This window comes from Micromonospora sp. CPCC 206061, from assembly GCF_036906915.1.
Classification (GTDB): domain Bacteria; phylum Actinomycetota; class Actinomycetes; order Mycobacteriales; family Micromonosporaceae; genus Phytohabitans.
This window is the reverse complement of record NZ_JBAKHX010000019.1, coordinates 38517-54812: the sequence shown is the minus strand read 5'-3', so window position 1 is coordinate 54812 and position 16296 is coordinate 38517. Positions and strand designations below refer to the sequence as shown.

The 16296-nt window shown below is 71.1% G+C and carries 14 protein-coding genes and 1 pseudogene; 8 read left to right on the top strand and 7 right to left on the bottom strand.

Going from position 1 to position 16296, the window contains the following annotated elements; translation table 11 throughout:
* The first annotated feature begins 11 nt into the window (after nucleotides 1-11).
* Complete coding sequence (locus V6V89_RS15915; protein ID WP_334619883.1) at nucleotides 12-467, top strand: gamma-glutamylcyclotransferase; 456 nt, start codon at nucleotides 12-14, stop codon at nucleotides 465-467.
* On the opposite strand, the gene V6V89_RS15910 is transcribed toward V6V89_RS15915, so the two are convergent.
* The 3 genes from V6V89_RS15910 to V6V89_RS15900 are packed head-to-tail and all read right to left on the bottom strand — an operon-like array spanning nucleotide 419 to nucleotide 3194.
* Complete coding sequence (locus V6V89_RS15910) at nucleotides 419-1429, bottom strand: GNAT family N-acetyltransferase (protein WP_334619882.1); 1011 nt, start codon at nucleotides 1427-1429, stop codon at nucleotides 419-421. The genes V6V89_RS15915 and V6V89_RS15910 overlap by 49 nt on opposite strands.
* 8 nt (nucleotides 1430-1437) lie before the next feature.
* Nucleotides 1438-2289, bottom strand: coding sequence for an SCO6745 family protein (locus V6V89_RS15905; protein ID WP_334619881.1), 852 nt, complete (start codon nucleotides 2287-2289; stop codon nucleotides 1438-1440).
* The gene (locus tag V6V89_RS15900; protein WP_334619880.1) at nucleotides 2286-3194 is read right to left on the bottom strand and encodes a hypothetical protein; all 909 of its coding nucleotides are present in this window, start codon (nucleotides 3192-3194) and stop codon (nucleotides 2286-2288) included. Before V6V89_RS15900 ends, V6V89_RS15905 begins: the two co-directional genes overlap by 4 nt.
* 83 nt (nucleotides 3195-3277) lie before the next feature.
* Here V6V89_RS15900 and V6V89_RS15895 point away from each other — a divergent pair, with 83 nt between their 5' ends.
* Nucleotides 3278-4150, top strand: a complete 873-nt coding sequence (locus V6V89_RS15895; RefSeq protein WP_334619879.1) for a DUF4349 domain-containing protein — start codon at nucleotides 3278-3280, stop codon at nucleotides 4148-4150.
* A gap of 7 nt (nucleotides 4151-4157) precedes the next feature.
* On the opposite strand, the gene V6V89_RS15890 is transcribed toward V6V89_RS15895, so the two are convergent.
* Together V6V89_RS15890 and V6V89_RS15885 are read right to left on the bottom strand one after the other, a co-directional pair.
* Nucleotides 4158-5423 (bottom strand): amidohydrolase, encoded by a 1266-nt coding sequence (locus V6V89_RS15890; protein ID WP_334619878.1) that lies wholly within the window; start codon nucleotides 5421-5423, stop codon nucleotides 4158-4160.
* A 344-nt stretch (nucleotides 5424-5767) separates the two neighbouring features.
* On the bottom strand, nucleotides 5768-7351 hold the full coding sequence (locus tag V6V89_RS15885) for an acyl-CoA mutase large subunit family protein (protein ID WP_334619877.1): 1584 nt from the start codon (nucleotides 7349-7351) through the stop codon (nucleotides 5768-5770).
* Between the two features lie 186 nt (nucleotides 7352-7537).
* On the opposite strand from V6V89_RS15885, the gene V6V89_RS15880 reads away from it, so the two are divergent.
* Nucleotides 7538-9418, top strand: a complete 1881-nt coding sequence (locus V6V89_RS15880) for a serine/threonine-protein kinase (RefSeq protein WP_334619876.1) — start codon at nucleotides 7538-7540, stop codon at nucleotides 9416-9418.
* A 67-nt stretch (nucleotides 9419-9485) separates the two neighbouring features.
* On the top strand, nucleotides 9486-11102 hold the full coding sequence (locus V6V89_RS15875; RefSeq protein WP_334619875.1) for a phospho-sugar mutase: 1617 nt from the start codon (nucleotides 9486-9488) through the stop codon (nucleotides 11100-11102).
* A gap of 6 nt (nucleotides 11103-11108) precedes the next feature.
* On the opposite strand, the gene V6V89_RS15870 is transcribed toward V6V89_RS15875, so the two are convergent.
* Both V6V89_RS15870 and upp read right to left on the bottom strand, forming a co-directional pair.
* Nucleotides 11109-11789, bottom strand: coding sequence for a GOLPH3/VPS74 family protein (locus tag V6V89_RS15870; protein WP_334619874.1), 681 nt, complete (start codon nucleotides 11787-11789; stop codon nucleotides 11109-11111).
* Between the two features lie 71 nt (nucleotides 11790-11860).
* Nucleotides 11861-12493 (bottom strand): uracil phosphoribosyltransferase, encoded by a 633-nt coding sequence (gene upp / locus V6V89_RS15865; protein WP_334619873.1) that lies wholly within the window; start codon nucleotides 12491-12493, stop codon nucleotides 11861-11863.
* Between the two features lie 162 nt (nucleotides 12494-12655).
* Between upp and deoC the strand changes: the two genes are divergently transcribed.
* The 4 genes and pseudogenes from deoC to V6V89_RS15845 form a co-directional block, all read left to right on the top strand.
* The gene (gene deoC / locus V6V89_RS15860) at nucleotides 12656-13606 is read left to right on the top strand and encodes a deoxyribose-phosphate aldolase (protein ID WP_334619872.1); all 951 of its coding nucleotides are present in this window, start codon (nucleotides 12656-12658) and stop codon (nucleotides 13604-13606) included.
* A gap of 3 nt (nucleotides 13607-13609) precedes the next feature.
* Nucleotides 13610-15034 carry an aldehyde dehydrogenase family protein gene (locus V6V89_RS15855; RefSeq protein ID WP_334619871.1) on the top strand — a complete coding sequence of 475 codons (1425 nt, stop codon included), beginning with the start codon at nucleotides 13610-13612 and terminating at the stop codon, nucleotides 15032-15034.
* Entirely contained in the window at nucleotides 15027-15851 is an 825-nt protein-coding gene (locus V6V89_RS15850; protein WP_334619870.1) for an aldehyde dehydrogenase family protein, read from the top strand. The genes V6V89_RS15855 and V6V89_RS15850 overlap by 8 nt, the downstream gene beginning before the upstream one ends.
* 91 nt (nucleotides 15852-15942) lie before the next feature.
* A pseudogene (locus tag V6V89_RS15845) lies at nucleotides 15943-16281 on the top strand (BlaI/MecI/CopY family transcriptional regulator); the annotation flags it as partial.
* Nucleotides 16282-16296 lie beyond the last annotated feature (15 nt).

The following is a 16296-nucleotide window of genomic DNA, read 5'->3' as shown; positions in this document are numbered from 1 at the left end:
TCGTCATCGCCGTGCGTCATTACGCCGCGTACGGCTCTAACCTCGACCCCGCTCGGATGCGTGCTTACTGTCCGCATTCGCCCATGGTGGGCACCGGCTGGCTGGAAGGCTGGCGTCTCACCTTCGCAGGCGAGGGGGTGCTCGGATGGGAAGGGTCGGTCACGACGATCGTGGAGTCACCAGGTGACCGCGTCTTCGTGTCGATCTACGACGTCCACCCGTGGGACGCCTCCCAACTCGACGAGGTCGAGGGCGTGGTGGCAGGCACCTACCGCAAGCTGACCGTGCGCGTGGTCACGCTCGACGGGGAGATGACCGCCTGGGTCTACGTCTTCGACGGGTACGAGGGCGGCATGCCGACCGCCTGGTACCTGTCCGAGATCGCCAACGCGGCGGAGAAGGCGGGCGCTCCCGACGACTACGTGGCGGAGCTGCGGTCGCGCCCCACCCGCACCGCGTCGCCGTAGCCGGCGGCGCTCACCTTCCGCTCGTACATCTCGACCTCGAACGCCGGGCTCATGCCCATCGCCGTGTAGAGGTTGGCCGCGCGGGTCGGGTTGGTCAGGTCGACGCCCAGCCCGGCGGTGTCCCGCCCCTTCGCCGCGTACGTGGCGAAGGCCCGCGCCAGCAGTGCCGCACCCAGCCCTCGGCGGCGGTGCTCGGCCAGTACCGCCAGGTGCTTCACCCAGCCCTCGTTCTGGTCGAGCGCCTGGTCGGCAGATTGCAGGATGCCGGCCGGCACGCCGTCGACCGAGGCGACGAACCACTCGTCCCACGTCACGCTCGGCAGGGCGGCGACCCGCTCGCGCCACTGCTCGTAGGTGAGCGGCACGTAGTCCGGCGTGTCGCGGAAGGCCGTGTCCAGGATGCGGTGGAAGTCGCGCATGTCGACGTCGTCCTCGGCGCGCAGCAGCCGGACGGTCACCCCGTCGGGCAGCACCGGCTCCGGCGGCAGGTCGGCGAGGGTCCGGCGCATCCGGGCGTACCGCTTGACGAACCCGAAGCCGGCCTCGCGCAGGGCCGCGAGCCAGCTCTCCTCGTTGGGTATGCCCCCGCCGCGGACGGTGACCTCGGGGTGGCCGAACGCGGCGGCCCGCTCCGCGACCCGGGCCAGGACCAGCGCGAGCAGCGGGCGCTGCGCGGGTACGCCGTACTCGGGGTGCACGTAGACCTCGATGAACTCGCGGTCGCCGGCGTTCGGGTTCTCCAGGTACGCCCAGCCGGCCAGCGTGCCGTCGGGGGTCACTGCTAGCCAGGAGTCGACGGCCGGGTCGACGTGTGGCGAGGTCAGCGCCTCGCGGACGTCGTCGGCGGTAAAGTCCGGGTGCCCAACCGCCGCGATGTCGCTGGCGTGCACCATGGCCAGGATCGCCGGGACATCGTCATCGAGCGTCGGGCGGCGGGTCGTCCATCCGGTAGGCAGGTCCACCCCCGCATTCAAGCGGCCGGCGGCTTGCCCCGCTCCCCATTTACCGGGCCCGACTCCCCCATCACGCGGCGCGCGGCCGCTCCCAGGTCGTCGGTGATCCCCTCTTTCGGCCCTGCCCCGGTGCGCGCCTGCACCATGTGCAGGGCGCTGTCGAGCAGGCCGACGAGCTCGACCCGCTCCGACGACTCCAGCACCGCGAACGCGCTGGAGCTGATCCGGTCGGTGACCGCCTCGGCCCACATGCGACGGCGCACCAGGGGACCGATCGGCGGGTAGGGCGGCTGCCAGCCGAACGCCACCGCCCCGGCTTCCCCGTCCGGCCCGGCGATGATCGCCTCCAGCGGCGTGAGGCCGCTGGCACGTACGGCCAGCAGGTGACCGCCGCCCCGGTACTCGCGAAGCAGGTGGAGCAGCACCGCAGCGCGGGCCGCGGGTGCGTCGTCGGGCACCGGCATCGCCCGCCACGCGGCGAACAGGGGCATGCCGGCCGGGTCTGCCGAGACCACCAGCCGCTGGACCAGCTCGGTCAGCCTGTCGAGCCGCGCGAAGTCGCCGAGGTTTTCCACGCCCCACCGGCAGCACTCGGCGAGCCGGGCGGAGGCGACCTCCATGGGCGGCACGACGCGGCGGGCGGCCTCCCAGCCGTCGACCACCGCTTCCGGCGCGATGAAGCCCAGCGCTGCGGCCACTGTGTCGGTGCGCACGTCGCCGAGGGCGCCGCCCCGACCCGCCACATAGAACGCCCAGCCGGACAGCCCCATGAGCCGGGCGCGGCGCAGCGTACGCGGATCGTCGCTGAACGCCCCACCCAGCTCCAACACACCGGGCTTGGCGGCGGTGGCGGCCTGTTCGGGGGTCACGCGCCAGATTGTGCCCTTCCCGCCCCTTTCCGGTCGAGCGCTTCTAGTGCGCCTTCCACTTCACCGGTGCGCCGCCGGGCCACCGCCGCGGCTCTCTCGGCCGTTTTTCGCGCCAGCTTGCGCTGGCTGACGTCCTGCTCGGCCGCTGCCCGGCGGCGTTCTAGGTCGGCGAGGGCGGCCACGATCTCGGCAAGGGCCTCGGCGCCGCGCCGCTCGTCGTCGACGGCGCGAGCCAGGTCCTTTTCCGCCCGTTTCTCTCCGGTACGCGCGACCGCCAGCTCCTTGGCAAGGGCGTCCCGGCGGTCCTCTTCGGTCCGCTCGGGTGCCGGCTTGGCCGGCGACGGTTCGTCGTCGCTGTGTCTGATGCCCTCGCCTCGCTCGGGTCGCTCGTGCGAGCGTGCGCCGACCAGCCGCAACCGCGGCCTCGGCACCTCTCCGAACCCCGCGTACGTGGCCGCACGCACCAGCCGGCCGGAGCGCACCTGGGCGGCGATGTCCTCGTCGGACATGGCCGCGTTCAGGGTGTTCTCCACGTCGGCGAGCGGGAGCTTCGCGCGGGCGAGCAGGGGGTCTTCGGCCACCGCGAGGGCTCGTGCCGCCGCGACCAGTGCCGCGACCGCCTGCCGCCGCTGCTTGGACAGGTCGCGCAGCTCGGCGCCGCGCAGGTTGCGCTGCGCCGCGCGCAGCGCAGCCGACAGGTCGGCGAGCTCGTCGACCAGCTCGGGCCGCCGGTGCGCGAGCAGGTTGACCAGCCAGGCGGCCACGGTCGGCTTGCGCAGCTTGGCGATCTGCCGCGCGGCGTCGAGGTCACCGGCGGCACGCGCCTTAGCCACCGCCTCGTCGCGGGCGGCCACGAACCGGTCCGGCGCCTCCGTGTACAGCCGGGTCGCGACGTCCTGCTGCATCGTGACCTCCTCGTCCCCGAACCGTGACGCTACCGGGGCCAGCCTTCCGGAACCGGTAACCGGGCGGGCCCGTCGGAGGAACCATGCGAATCAGGTGGTGGATAGGTGCGACGAGTGTCGCGGCAGCGGTGTTGCTGGCGGGCTGTAGCAGCGGGGACGACGGGGGCGGCAGCACGGGCAGCGCCACGGACGAACAGGCCGCGGTGGCCCCGCAGGGTGCCGCACCCGCGGACAAGGCCGAAGGCGGCCAGGCCGGTGCGCCCATAGAGTTCCGGCAGGACGACCGGGCGATCATCTACACGGGCTCGATCGCAGTGCGGGTCGACGACGTGGAGCAGGCCGCGACCCGGGCCACGTCGATCGCCAGCGGAGCCGGCGGGTTCGTCGGTGGCGACAAGCGCAGCAGCGACGACTCGTACACGCAGGCGACGCTCACGCTGCGGGTGGCGGCCGACAAGTTCGCCGGCGTGGTCGACGAGTTGGCCAAGCTCGGCGAGCAGGAGCGCCGGGACATCAACACCGAAGACGTCACCGAGGAGGCGCTGGACCTCGACGCCCGGATCGCCACCCAGCGCGCGCGGGTCGACAGCGGCCGCCGGCTGCTCGCACAGGCCAAGACGCTCAGCGACCTGGTGATGCTGGAGAGCGAGCTGGCCAAGCGCGAGGCCGACCTCGCTTCGCTGGAGGCCAAGAAGCGCCGGATCGACGACCTCACCGCGCTCTCGACGATCACGGTGGAGCTGCTCGGGCCGGGCGCGACGATCCCGGAGGACGACGATGACGCGACCGGGTTCCTGGCCGGCCTCAAGGGCGGCTGGAAGGCCCTGACCGCGACCTTCGTGCTGTTGGTGACGGTGCTGGGCGCGCTGCTCCCGTGGATGATCGCGATTGGCGTGCCGGCCCTGGGCGGCGTGTGGCTGTATCGCCGACTTCGCCGCCCGCGGCCGTCTACGTGATCGTGACCTACAGCGAGGGTGTGGACAGGGCGGCCAGCGCGGTGTGGACCATCACCCGGACGCCGTACCCGATGGCCCGCTCGTCCACGTCGAAGCCGGACTGGTGGATGTCGAGCTTGACGCCCGAACCGGGCGTGCTCGTGCCCAGCCGGATCATCGCCCCCGGCACCTGCTCCAGGTAGAACGCGAAGTCTTCGCCGCCCATGCTGATCTCGGCCTCGACCACCCGGTCGGGGCCGAGCGCGGCGCCGGCCGCACCCGCGATGATCGCCGAGGCCATCCGGTCGTTGATCACCGGCGGCACGCCGCGCGTGTAGATCACCTCGGCGTCGGCGCCCGTGCCCGCGACCACGTCCTGCACGAGCTTGGTGATCAGCTCGGGCGCCTCGCGCCAAGCGTCGCGGTTCAGCACCCGCACGGTGCCCTTGATGCTGCCCTCGCCCGGGATCGCGTTGTAGGCCTCACCCGCGTGCACCCGGCCCCACACCATCGACACGCCGGCACGCGGGTCGACCCGCCGGTCGAGCAGCGACGGCACGTCGACGATCACGCGGCCGAGCGCGTGGATCAGGTCGGCGGTCAGGTGCGGCCGGGCGGTGTGCCCACCGGGACCGATCAGCTTCACCTCGACGGTGTCGGCGGCCGCGGTGAACGGGCCGGAACGCACCCCCACCAGGCCGGCGGGCAGCTGCGGCGCGCAGTGCAGAGCGTAGATGCCGGCGACGTCCTTCAGGCCGCCCGCGTCGATCACGTCGGGGGCGCCGGACGGGATGCACTCCTCGGCCGGCTGGAAGATCAGCCGGACCCGGCCGGGCAGCTCGTCGCGCTCGGCCAGCTGCGCCAGCGCCAGCCCGACGCCGAGCAGGATGGTCGTGTGCACGTCGTGCCCGCAGGCGTGCGCAACGCCTTCCACAGTGGATCGGTACGGGACGTCCTTGCCGTCCGGCAACGGGAGCGCGTCGAGGTCGGCCCGGAGGGCGATCACCCGCTCGCCGTGGCCAATATCACAGATCACTCCGTTTCCTTTGGGCAGGAAACGGGGGTTCAGACCGGCGACCGCCAGCTCGCGGGCGATCAGGGCAGCGGTCTCGAACTCCTGGCCCGAAAGCTCCGGATGGGCGTGAATGTGACGGCGTACGGCTACCAGCTCGGCACCTCGGGAGGCGAGCCAACGGTCCAGCTGACCTGGCAAAGGGTCTGCCCCGGGTGGCGTCTCGGGCCAGGACGATGCCAGTGGACTGCCGCTCTCGGGCAGCGTCAACGCAGTCGTCACGTCTGATTCTCGATCACTGTGAATGGGATAGGACTTGGACAGCCTAGACCGAAAACGGTGACGCTGCGCAACATCGTTCTGGTAGTGGTCTGAGCGCGCTGCGTCACGAATGCCCTGGTAGGAGCGCTCCGCAAGCCTAGGAACACTGTTAGCGTCGTTATCGAACGCTGACATGTGTCCCACACCTCCTACAACGAGTAACGGTCACGTCGGTCACGAGCGACACGTGAAACCCGACAAATTGCCATCGGGTAGGTGCCCGACAGCCTGATCTTCAAGCCTGGCACGCTGGTGATCGCAGCGCCGGACACCCCGTCCGTTAACCCAATACCCCGTTACGCCCGCTAGAAGCGATCTGTCGGGCGGTAGACACCCCAGATCTCCCGGAGCGCACCGCTGACCTCCCCGACCGTGGCACGGGCCCGCAACGCCTCCTTCATCGGATAGAGCACGTTGCCGGTACCCGACGCCGCTGCCCGAAGATCATCGAGCGCGCGCTCGACGGCGCCCGCGTCGCGCGTGGCCCGCAGCTCCGCCAAGCGCGCGGCCTGCGCCTTTTCGATCGTCGGATCGACCCGCAGCGGCTCGTAGGGCTCCTCCTCGGACACGGCGAAGCGGTTGACGCCGACCACCACGCGCTCGCCCGAGTCGATCTGGAGGGCCACCCGGTACGCGGACGTCTCGATCTCCCGCTTCTGGAACCCGGCCTCGATCGCGTCGACCGCCGAGCCGTACCCGAAGACCCGCTCCATCAGCGCGACCGCTTCCTCCTCGACCTGGCTGGTCATCGCCTCGACCACATAGGAGCCGGCAAATGGATCCACAGTGGAGGTCAGGTCGGTCTCGTACGCCAGCACCTGCTGCGTGCGCAGCGCGAGCCGGGCCGCCTTCTCGGTGGGGAGCGCGATCGCCTCGTCGTAGCTGTTCGTGTGCAGTGACTGGGTACCACCCAGGACGGCACCCAAACCCTGTACGGCCACCCTGACCAGGTTGATCTCGGGCTGCTGGGCGGTCAATTGCACGCCCGCCGTCTGGGTGTGGAAGCGCAGCATCCACGACTTCGGGTCCCGCGCGCCGAACTCCTCGCGCATCAGGCGGGCCCAGATGCGCCGCGCCGCGCGGAACTTGGCGACCTCTTCCAGCAGCGTGGTGCGGGCGACGAAAAAGAACGACAGGCGTGGCGCGAAGTCGTCGACGGCCAGCCCGGCGGCCAGCGCGGCCCGCACGTATTCGGCGCCGTTCGCCAGCGTGAACGCCACCTCCTGCACGGGCGTCGCACCGGCCTCCGCCATGTGGTAGCCGGAGATCGAAATGGTGTTCCATTTCGGAGTCTCCTTGCGGCAGTACGCGAAGGTGTCGGCGACCAGCCGCAGCGAGGGCTTGGGCGGGAAAATGTACGTCCCGCGTGCGATGTACTCCTTGAGGATGTCGTTCTGGATCGTGCCGTTGAGCGCGTTGCCCGGCACACCCGACTCTTCCGCCACGAGCTGGTAGAGCAGCAGCAGCACGGACGCCGGCGCGTTGATCGTCATCGAGGTCGAGACCCGGTCGAGCGGGATGCCGTCGAAGAGCAGGCGCATGTCGTCGAGCGAGTCGATCGCGACACCGACCTTGCCCACCTCGCCGTGCGCGACCGGGTCGTCGGAGTCGTATCCCATCTGCGTGGGCAGGTCGAACGCCACGGAAAGGCCCATCGTGCCGGCGGCGAGCAGTTGGTGGTACCGGGCGTTGGACTCGGCGGCGGTGCCGAAGCCGGCGTACTGGCGCATCGTCCACGGCCGCGACGTGTACATCGTCGGGTAGACGCCCCGGGTGTACGGGTACGTGCCGGGGGCGCCGAGCCGCGAGTCGAGGTCTTCCGGAACATCCGCCGCGTCATAGACGGGCTTGATCGGGAACCCCGACTCGCTTAACCGCCGTTCACTCATAGCGGGATCGTATGGCCACGAAGGGCGGTGCAGGGTGAGGGATACCACACAATTCCCGCACGCAGTGCGGTTGGCCAAGCACGAGGGGTCATGTTCCTGCGTCTGGCTTTTCTCTGAGGCGAGCACCCCGCAAGATAGGGGGGTTGGTTTCCTCGGCCCCTCGATCCCCCCTCGGTGGCATTAGCAGTGACTCAGATTCCGACGTGGAGTGGCGGACAAGTCAGCCCCACCAACGGACGCGCGGCACCAGGCACCACCATCGGCGGACGGTACACATTGCGTGCGGCCGTGGGACACGGCGGCATGGGCACGGTCTGGCGCGCGGCCGACACGCTGCTCCGCCGCGACGTCGCCGTCAAGGAGGTCGTCCTGCCGCCAGGCTTGGCGCCGAGCGACCGCGACGCGATGTACGAGCGCACTCTCCGCGAGGCACGCGCCGCGGCCGCCCTGCAGCACCCGGCGGTCGTGCAGGTCTACGACGTGGTCCACGAGGGCGGCCGCCCCTGGATCGTCATGGAGCTGCTCGACGCCCGCAGTCTCGCCGACATGATCATTGAGGACGGTCCAGTCCCACTCCGTGCCGTCGCGAAGATCGGCATCGCCCTGCTCGGCGCGCTGGAGGTGGCCCACGCGATCGGTGTGCTGCACCGCGACGTCAAGCCCGCCAACGTGCTGATCTGCTCCGACGGCCGCTGCGTGCTCACCGATTTCGGCGTCGCCCGGATGCCCACCGAGGTGCAGCTCACCACGCCCGGCATGGTGCTCGGCTCACCCCACTTCATCTCCCCCGAGCGGGCCATGGGGCAAGACTTCGGTCCGCCCAGCGACCTGTTCTCGCTCGGCGTGACGCTGTACACCGCTGTGGAGGGACGGCCGCCGTTCGACAAGGGCGACCCCATCGAGACCATGCACGCCGTGGTCGAAGACCCGCCCGCACCGCCGACCCGGGCCGGAGCGCTCACGCAGGTACTCATGGGCCTGCTGGAGAAGGACCCGGCCCGCCGGTACGACGTCACGATGGCCCGCACGATGCTCCGCGAGCTGCTCGCCGGGCCGCTGGCCAGCAAGGCGCCGGGCCACATGATGACCGACCCGTACGCGGTCGTGCCCGCGCAGCGCAGCACCTGGCAGCCACCGGTGCCGGCCCCGGCGCCCACGCCGCCACCCGGTGGCCAGATCGGTGGCCGCGCGATGCTCCAGCCGGGTGAGTCGCTCACCGACCGGCTCAAGGAGCTGGGCAACAAGCCCAGGCCCGCGCCGGTCGAGTTGCCCCCGACCGGGGCGTTCCCGGCACCCGCCGCCGCACCCGCTGGGCCGTCAGCGGACCGCACCGTCCCGATCCACTCCGCCCCAGCGCCCTACGAGATGCCCACCGGGGTCCAGCCGGCGCCGCAGTGGGCCCAGCCGCAGCGGGCGCCCAAGCCCGCCGCCCTCGACACCGCCAAGCGGATCGGCACCGACCTGGTGTCCACCGTCCAGAGCTGGCCACGCAAGGTCCAGATCGGCGCGGCTGCCGGGCTGGCCGCGGTCGTGCTGCTCGGCGTCATCGTGCTCGCCAGCGGCGACGACGCCGAAAACAAACCGGCCCAGGTCGGCTCGACCGAGCAGGCAGCGCCGAGCTTCCCCACCCAGACCCACTCCGAGCGCGGCGTCACCGTCAACGTGCCAGACGGCTGGAAGAAGAGCAGCGCCACCCTGTACATCGACTACACGGACCCCGATGACAGCGGCCGCCGGGTGCGCATCCTGGTGGAGCAGGCCAACTCCAACCCGGCGCCCACCCGCTTCATGGAGATCGCCGAAAGCGGGCTGAAGAAGAACACCAAGTCGTGCGTCAAGCCGTACAAGCAGGTGGCGCTTACCGAGGTCGAGGTCGGCGGCAAGCCGGCCGGCGAGCTCGAATACACCTGTGGCTCCGGCGACACGATGCGGCACGGCGTGTGGCGGGCGATCGTCCAGAACGGCAAGGCGTACTCGTTCTACCTGACCGCCGCCGAGAGCCGGTTCGAGGAGAGCAAGGCGATCTTCGACGAGATGGTCCGCACGTTCCAGGTGAGCGCGAGCTGACTTCGCCCTCGGCCTGATTTCGCCCTCGGTCGCCGAACCCTAACGGACACGTGCTATCAAAGCTGACATGGATGAACTTCGCGAGCGCGCGGAGGCCTGGCTCCACGACGACCCCGACCCGGTGACCCGCGAAGAGCTGCGCGGCGTCATCGATCGGCTCCCGGAGACAGCCGCCGACCTGGCCGACCGCTTCGCCGGCCGGCTGGCGTTCGGCACCGCCGGGCTTCGCGGCCCGCTGCGTGCCGGCCCCAACGGCATGAACCTCGCTGTGGTCACACAGGCGGCGGCCGGTCTGGTCACGTGGCTCTCGGCCCGCGGCACATCAGGTCCGCTCGTCATCGGGTACGACGCCAGGCGCGGCTCGAAGGCGTTCGCCGAACAGACCGCACGGGTGGCCACCGGCGCGGGACGGGCCGCGCTGGTACTGCCCAGGCCGCTGCCGACCCCGGTGCTCGCTTATGCGATCCGCACCCTGGGCGCGGCCGCCGGCGTCATGGTGACCGCCAGCCACAACCCGCCCCAGGACAACGGGTACAAGGTGTACCTGGACGACGGCGCCCAGATAGTCCCGCCCGCCGACCGCGAGATCGAAGCGGCCATCCAGGCGGTCGGCCCACTGGCGGAGGTGCCGCTCGGCGCGCCGGGCGAGATCCTGGGCGAAGAGCTGATCGCCTCCTATGTGGATGGCGCCGCCGCAGTCGTCGAACCCGACGGGCCGCGTGAGCTGGCCGTGGCGTATACCCCGCTGCACGGCGTCGGTGCGGTGGTGTTGGCGGCGGCGTTCTCGCGAGCCGGCTTCGCCAAGCCCGCCGTGGTGGCCGAGCAGGCCGAGCCCGACCCCGACTTCCCGACCGTGGCGTTCCCCAACCCCGAGGAGCCGGGCGCGATCGACCGGCTGATCGCGCTCGCCGCCGCCAACGGTGCCGACATCGCGATCGCCAACGACCCCGACGCAGACCGGTGCGCGGTGGCGGTGCCCGACCCCGTGCGCGGGTGGCGGATGCTACGCGGCGACGAGGTCGGCGTGCTGATCGCCGACCACCTCATGCGCCGGGGCGTGCGCGGCCGGTACGCCACCACGATCGTGTCGTCGTCGCTGCTCAAGGCCATGTCCGCGGCCCGCGGCGTGCCATACGGCGAAACGCTGACCGGCTTCAAGTGGATCGTGCGGGCCGGCGACGACCTCGTCTACGGGTATGAGGAGGCGCTCGGCTACTGCGTGGCGCCGCGGCACGTGCGCGACAAGGACGGCATCACGGCCGCGCTGCTGGTGGCCGAGCTCGCCGCGGGCCTGAAGGCGGAACTGCGCACCCTCACCGACCGGCTGGACGAGATCGCGGCCGAGTTCGGCGTGTACGCCACCGACCAGCTCTCCGTGCGGGTCGACGCGCCACACGAGATCCAGGAAATCATGGCTCGCCTGCGTGGCAAGACCCCCGACGCGCTCCTGGACGAGCCGGTCACCACGGTCGAAGACCTGCTGCCCGACGCCGACGTGGTGATCCTGCGCACCGACGCGGCCCGGGTCGTGGTCCGGCCATCGGGCACCGAGCCGAAGCTCAAGGCGTACCTGGAAGTGGTCGAACCCGTCGTGGAGGACGACATCCCCGCGGCCCGCGAACGCGCGGCGGCGTCCGTCCGCGCCCTCCGCACCGAGACCGCCGCCGCATTGGGCATCTGGTGACACGGGTTACGGGCGGGGGGCGCCCAGGGCAGCGTGGATGGCTCGGGCCAGGGTCGCGATCACGAGGGCGACCGATGGGCGGATCGTGGACTCCTCCAGGCTCACCTCGCCGGTGAACCCGGCGATGCCGCCGACCTTCTCGAGCTGGTTGTGCGCCTCGCGCAGCTCGTCACCGGTCAGGCCGAGCGCCGGCTCCATGCGCACCGCCGCAACCAGCGTGGCCAACGCCGCCGTCCGCTCGTCCGGGGGCTCGCCGCCGCCGAGCGCCTTGGTGAGCCGGGCGCGGATGTCGACCTCGACGCTGCCATCCACGGTCGGGTAGCGGTGCACGTGGATGAAGCCCAGCGCGGTCTCGTCCACATCCCGGATCACGCCGCGGGAGCACAGGTCGGCGAGCACCCGGTCGCGCAGGCCGTGCCGGAGCCGCTGTACCCAGGACGCGGGCGTGTGCGGCGCGTCTTCCGCCATCCGCCGCAGCACGTCGTCGGCGATCGGCTCGCCGGTCGGCGTGTCGTCGGTAACCACGATCATTCCGTCGGAGTACGCCACCTTGCCGGCGAGCGCGAGCTCCACCAGCACAGCGGCGGCCATGCCCAGATCAAGCCCGATGCGCGAGCCAACCGCCTTGCCGGACACGTCGTCGTAGGCAAGCAGGAGGAGCTCTTCGGGCAGCGCAACGGTGGTCATGGCCTGGAACGGTAATCGCTCGCGGCATCCTGTGCATTAAAGCGCGCGCTGAGCTGGTCCTATACCGAGATCTAGAAGCGCGGCATGCCGCCGAACTGGCGGTCGCCGGCGTCGCCGAGGCCGGGCACGATGAACGCCTTGTCGTTGAGGCTCTCGTCGATCGCGGCCGTCACCAGGCGCAACGGCAGACCGGATCGTTCCAGCCGCTCGATACCGGCGGGCGCCGCGAGGACGCACAGGACCGTGATGTCGGTCGCGCCGCGCTCGGTGAGCAACCGGCAGCAGTGCTCCAGCGAGCCGCCCGTGGCAAGCATCGGGTCCAGCACCAGCACGGGCAGGTTCGTGAGGTCGACGGGCAGCGACTCCATGTACGCCCGCGGCTCGAACGTGTGCTCGTCGCGAGCCAGCCCGACGAAGCCCATGGACGACTCCGGCAGCAGGGCGAGCGCCGAGTCGGCCATGCCCAGGCCGGCACGCAGCACGGGCACCAGCAGTGGCGGGTTGGCCAGCCGGGTGCCCTCGGTGGGCGCTACGGGCGTGTCGATCTGGTAGTGCTCGACCGCGGTGGTGCGGGTGGCCTCGTACACCAGCATGGTCGTGAGTTCGTGCAGCGCGGCGCGGAACGCCGCCGAATCGGTGCGGGCATCGCGCATCGCGGTCAGCCGCGACTGGGCAAGGGGATGATCAACCACGAGTACGTCCACGGCCGTCAACCTACCGGTTGCGAGCGCGCCGCCGTCCGCAGACGCCGCCAAGCGCAAGGACCGGAGCGACCGGAGTGACCGGCGTCTACAGGGCGGCTTTCCAGGCGCGCGAGCCGCCCGCGCGCAGGGCGGGCCAGAATTACGATGTCTAGACTCGCGGGTATGACGGCGACAGCTACCTCGGCGTTCGCCGACATCGGGCGGTCAGACGCGGCGTTACGCACATTCCTGCACGGATTGCCCGGTGTCGACCAGGTCGGCGCCGAGCAGCGCGCCGCGATGCTGGGCACGCGTTCGATCAAGACGACCGCCAAGGCGTGGGCCATCGACCTCGCCATCCGGATGGTCGACCTCACCACGCTGGAGGGTGCCGACACCCCCGGCAAGGTGCGGGCGCTGTGCGCCAAGGCACGCCGCCCCGATCCGGCCGACCCCTCGACGCCCGCGGTCGCGGCGGTGTGCGTGTACCCGTCGATGGTGCCCGTAGCGGCGCCGGAGCTGGCCAGCTCCGGCGTCCACCTGGCCAGCGTCGCCACCGCCTTCCCGTCCGGCCAGGCCCCGCTCGACGTCAAGATCGCCGACACCAGGGCGGCGGTCGCGGCCGGTGCTGACGAGATCGACATGGTGATCAGCCGGGGCGCCTTCCTCTCCGGCCGGTACGCCGAGGTGCACGAAGAGATCGTGGCCGTCAAGGAGGCCTGCGGCGACGCGCACCTCAAGGTGATCCTGGAGACCGGCGAGCTCGCGACGTACGACAACGTGCGGCGCGCCTCGTGGCTCGCCATGCTGGCCGGCGGCGACTTCATCAAGACCTCCACCGGCAAGGTCCCGGTGGCCGCCACGCTGCCGGTGACGCTCGTGATGCTGGAGGCGGTGCGCGACTTCCGGGCCGCGACCGGTCGGCAGGTCGGCGTCAAGCCGGCGGGCGGCATCCGCACCACCAAAGACGCGATCAAGTACCTCGTCGTGGTCAACGAGACCGCCGGCGCGGACTGGCTCGACCCGGACTGGTTCCGCTTCGGCGCCTCGACGCTGCTCAACGACCTGCTGATGCAGCGCACCAAGCTCAGGACCGGGCACTACTCCGGCCCGGACTACTTCACGGTGGACTGAACCATGTTCGAATACGCTCCGGCGCCCGAATCCCGCTCGATTGTGGACATCAAACCGTCGTACGGCCTGTTCGTCGGCGGGGAGTGGGTCGACGGCGAGGTACGGAACAAGACCGTCAACCCGGCGTCCGAAGAGGTGCTCGCCGAGGTCGCCTGGGCCACCGAGGCCGAGGTCGACAGCGCTGTGCGCGCCGCGCGGACGGCGTACGAGCGGATCTGGTCGCGGACCTCTGGCCGCGAGCGGGCCAAGTACCTCTACCGGATCGCCCGGATCATCCAGGAGCGCTCGCGCGAGCTGGCGGTGCTGGAGTCGCTCGACAACGGCAAGCCGATCCGCGAGTCGCGCGACGTCGACGTCCCGCTGGTGGCGGCGCATTTCTTCTACTACGCCGGCTGGGCCGACAAGCTGTCGTACGCCGGGTTCGGCCCGTCGCCGCGCCCCCTCGGCGTCGCCGGCCAGGTCATCCCGTGGAACTTCCCGCTGCTCATGCTCGCGTGGAAGATCGCACCTGCGCTGGCCTGCGGCAACACCGTGGTCCTCAAGCCCGCCGAGACCACCCCGCTGACCGCGCTGCTCTTCGCAGAGATCTGCCAGGAGGCCGACCTGCCTCCGGGCGTGGTCAACATCGTCACCGGCGCCGGCGAGACCGGGCACGCGCTCGTGTCGCACCCCGAGGTCGACAAGGTGGCGTTCACCGGCTCGACCGACGTGGGCCGGGCCATCGCCCGCGCCGTCGCCGGCTCTCGCAAGAAGCTCACGCTCGAACTGGGCGGCAAGGCAGCCAACATCGTCTTCGACGACGCGCCGATCGACCAGGCGGTCGAGGGCATCGTCAACGGCATCTTCTTCAACCAGGGCCACGTGTGCTGCGCCGGCTCCCGCCTGCTCGTGCAGGAGTCGGTCTACGACGAGGTGCTGGAGTCGCTGAAGCGGCGGATGGCGCTGCTGCGCGTCGGTGACCCGCTCGACAAGAACACGGACATCGGCGCCATCAACTCGGCCGCCCAGCTCGACCGCATCCGCACCTTCTCGGAGATCGGCGCCGAAGAAGGCGCCGCGCGGTGGTCGCCGCCGTGCGAGCTGCCCGAGCGGGGCTTCTGGTTCGCCCCCACGATCTTCACGGGCGTCACCCAGGCGCACCGGATCGCCCGCGAGGAGATCTTCGGGCCGGTGCTGTCGGTGCTCACCTTCCGCACGCCCGCCGAGGCCGTCGAAAAGGCCAACAACACGCCGTACGGGCTGTCTGCCGGGGTCTGGACCGACAAGGGCTCGCGCATCCTGTGGACGGCAGACCGGCTGCGCGCCGGCGTGGTGTGGGCCAACACGTTCAACAAGTTCGACCCGACCGCGCCGTTCGGCGGGTACAAGGAGTCGGGCTACGGCCGCGAGGGTGGCCGGCACGGGCTGGAGGCGTACCTCGATGTCTGACCGGTTGGCGGTCCGGAAGACCTACAAGCTGTACGTCGGCGGGAAGTTCCCGCGCAGCGAGTCGGGACGGTCGTATCTCGTGCAGGACTCCAACGTGGCGCTGGCATCCCGCAAAGACGTCCGAGACGCGGTGCTCGCCGCCCGCGCGGCCGTGAAGGGCTGGTCGGGCGCCACCGCGTACAACCGGGGGCAGATCCTCTACCGGGTCGCCGAGATGCTGGAAGGCCGCCGCGACCAGTTCATCGGGCTGGGCGAGGTACCCGCCGACGTCGACGCGGCGATCGACCGCTGGGTCTGGTACGCGGGCTGGTCCGACAAGATCGCCCAGGTGTACGGCAGCGCGAACCCGGTCGCCGGCCCCTACTTCAACCTCTCCGCGCCCGAGCCCACCGGTGTCGTCGGCGTCGTCGCGCCGCCAGAGTCACCCCTGCTGGGCCTGGTCAGCGTCGTGGCGCCCGCCATCGTGACCGGCAACACGGTGGTGGTGCTCGCCTCGGAGGGTCGGCCGCTGCCGGCGGTCACGCTCGCCGAGGTGCTCGCCACGTCCGACCTGCCCGGCGGCGTGGTCAACATCCTGACCGGTCGGGTCGCCGAAACCGGGCCGTGGCTCGCGGCGCACATGGACGTCAACGCGGTCGACCTCACCGGGGTGCCCGGTGCCGACCTGGCGCGGTCGCTGGAGGAAGCCGCGGCCGACAACCTCAAGCGCGTCGTCCGCCCGCCCGCGGAGCCGGTCGACTGGACCGCCGACCCGGGCCTGGGCCGCATGACCGCATTCCTCGAAACCAAGACGGTCTGGCACCCCAAGGGCACCTGATCAGCCCGGATCACGGTGGCGGCTGTCCGAGTTGGAATGCGCGGGCGGCTAGGTGGGCGCGAGAGCTACTACGACCGGTAGCATCGATGTTGTGATGCGCCTGGGTGAGCTCGAACGTGCTGTGATGGACGTGCTGTGGGATCGGCGCACGCCGTTGACCGTCCGCGAGGTGGCGGAGTCTTTGCACGACCGCGAGCTGGCGTACACAACCGTCATGACGGTGCTCGACCGCCTCGCCGGCAAGGGCATGGTCGAGCGCGAACGCGCGGGCCGCGCCTGGAGCTACCGGCCGGCGGCCAGCCGCGAGGCATACATCGCGCAGCTCATGCTCGACGCCCTCGACCTGGCCGGCTCGCGCGACGCGGCGCTGGTCCGGTTCGCCCGCTCGGTCAGCGGCACCGAGGCCGACGTGCTGCGGGCGGCGTTGGCTGAGGAAGCCGCGGAC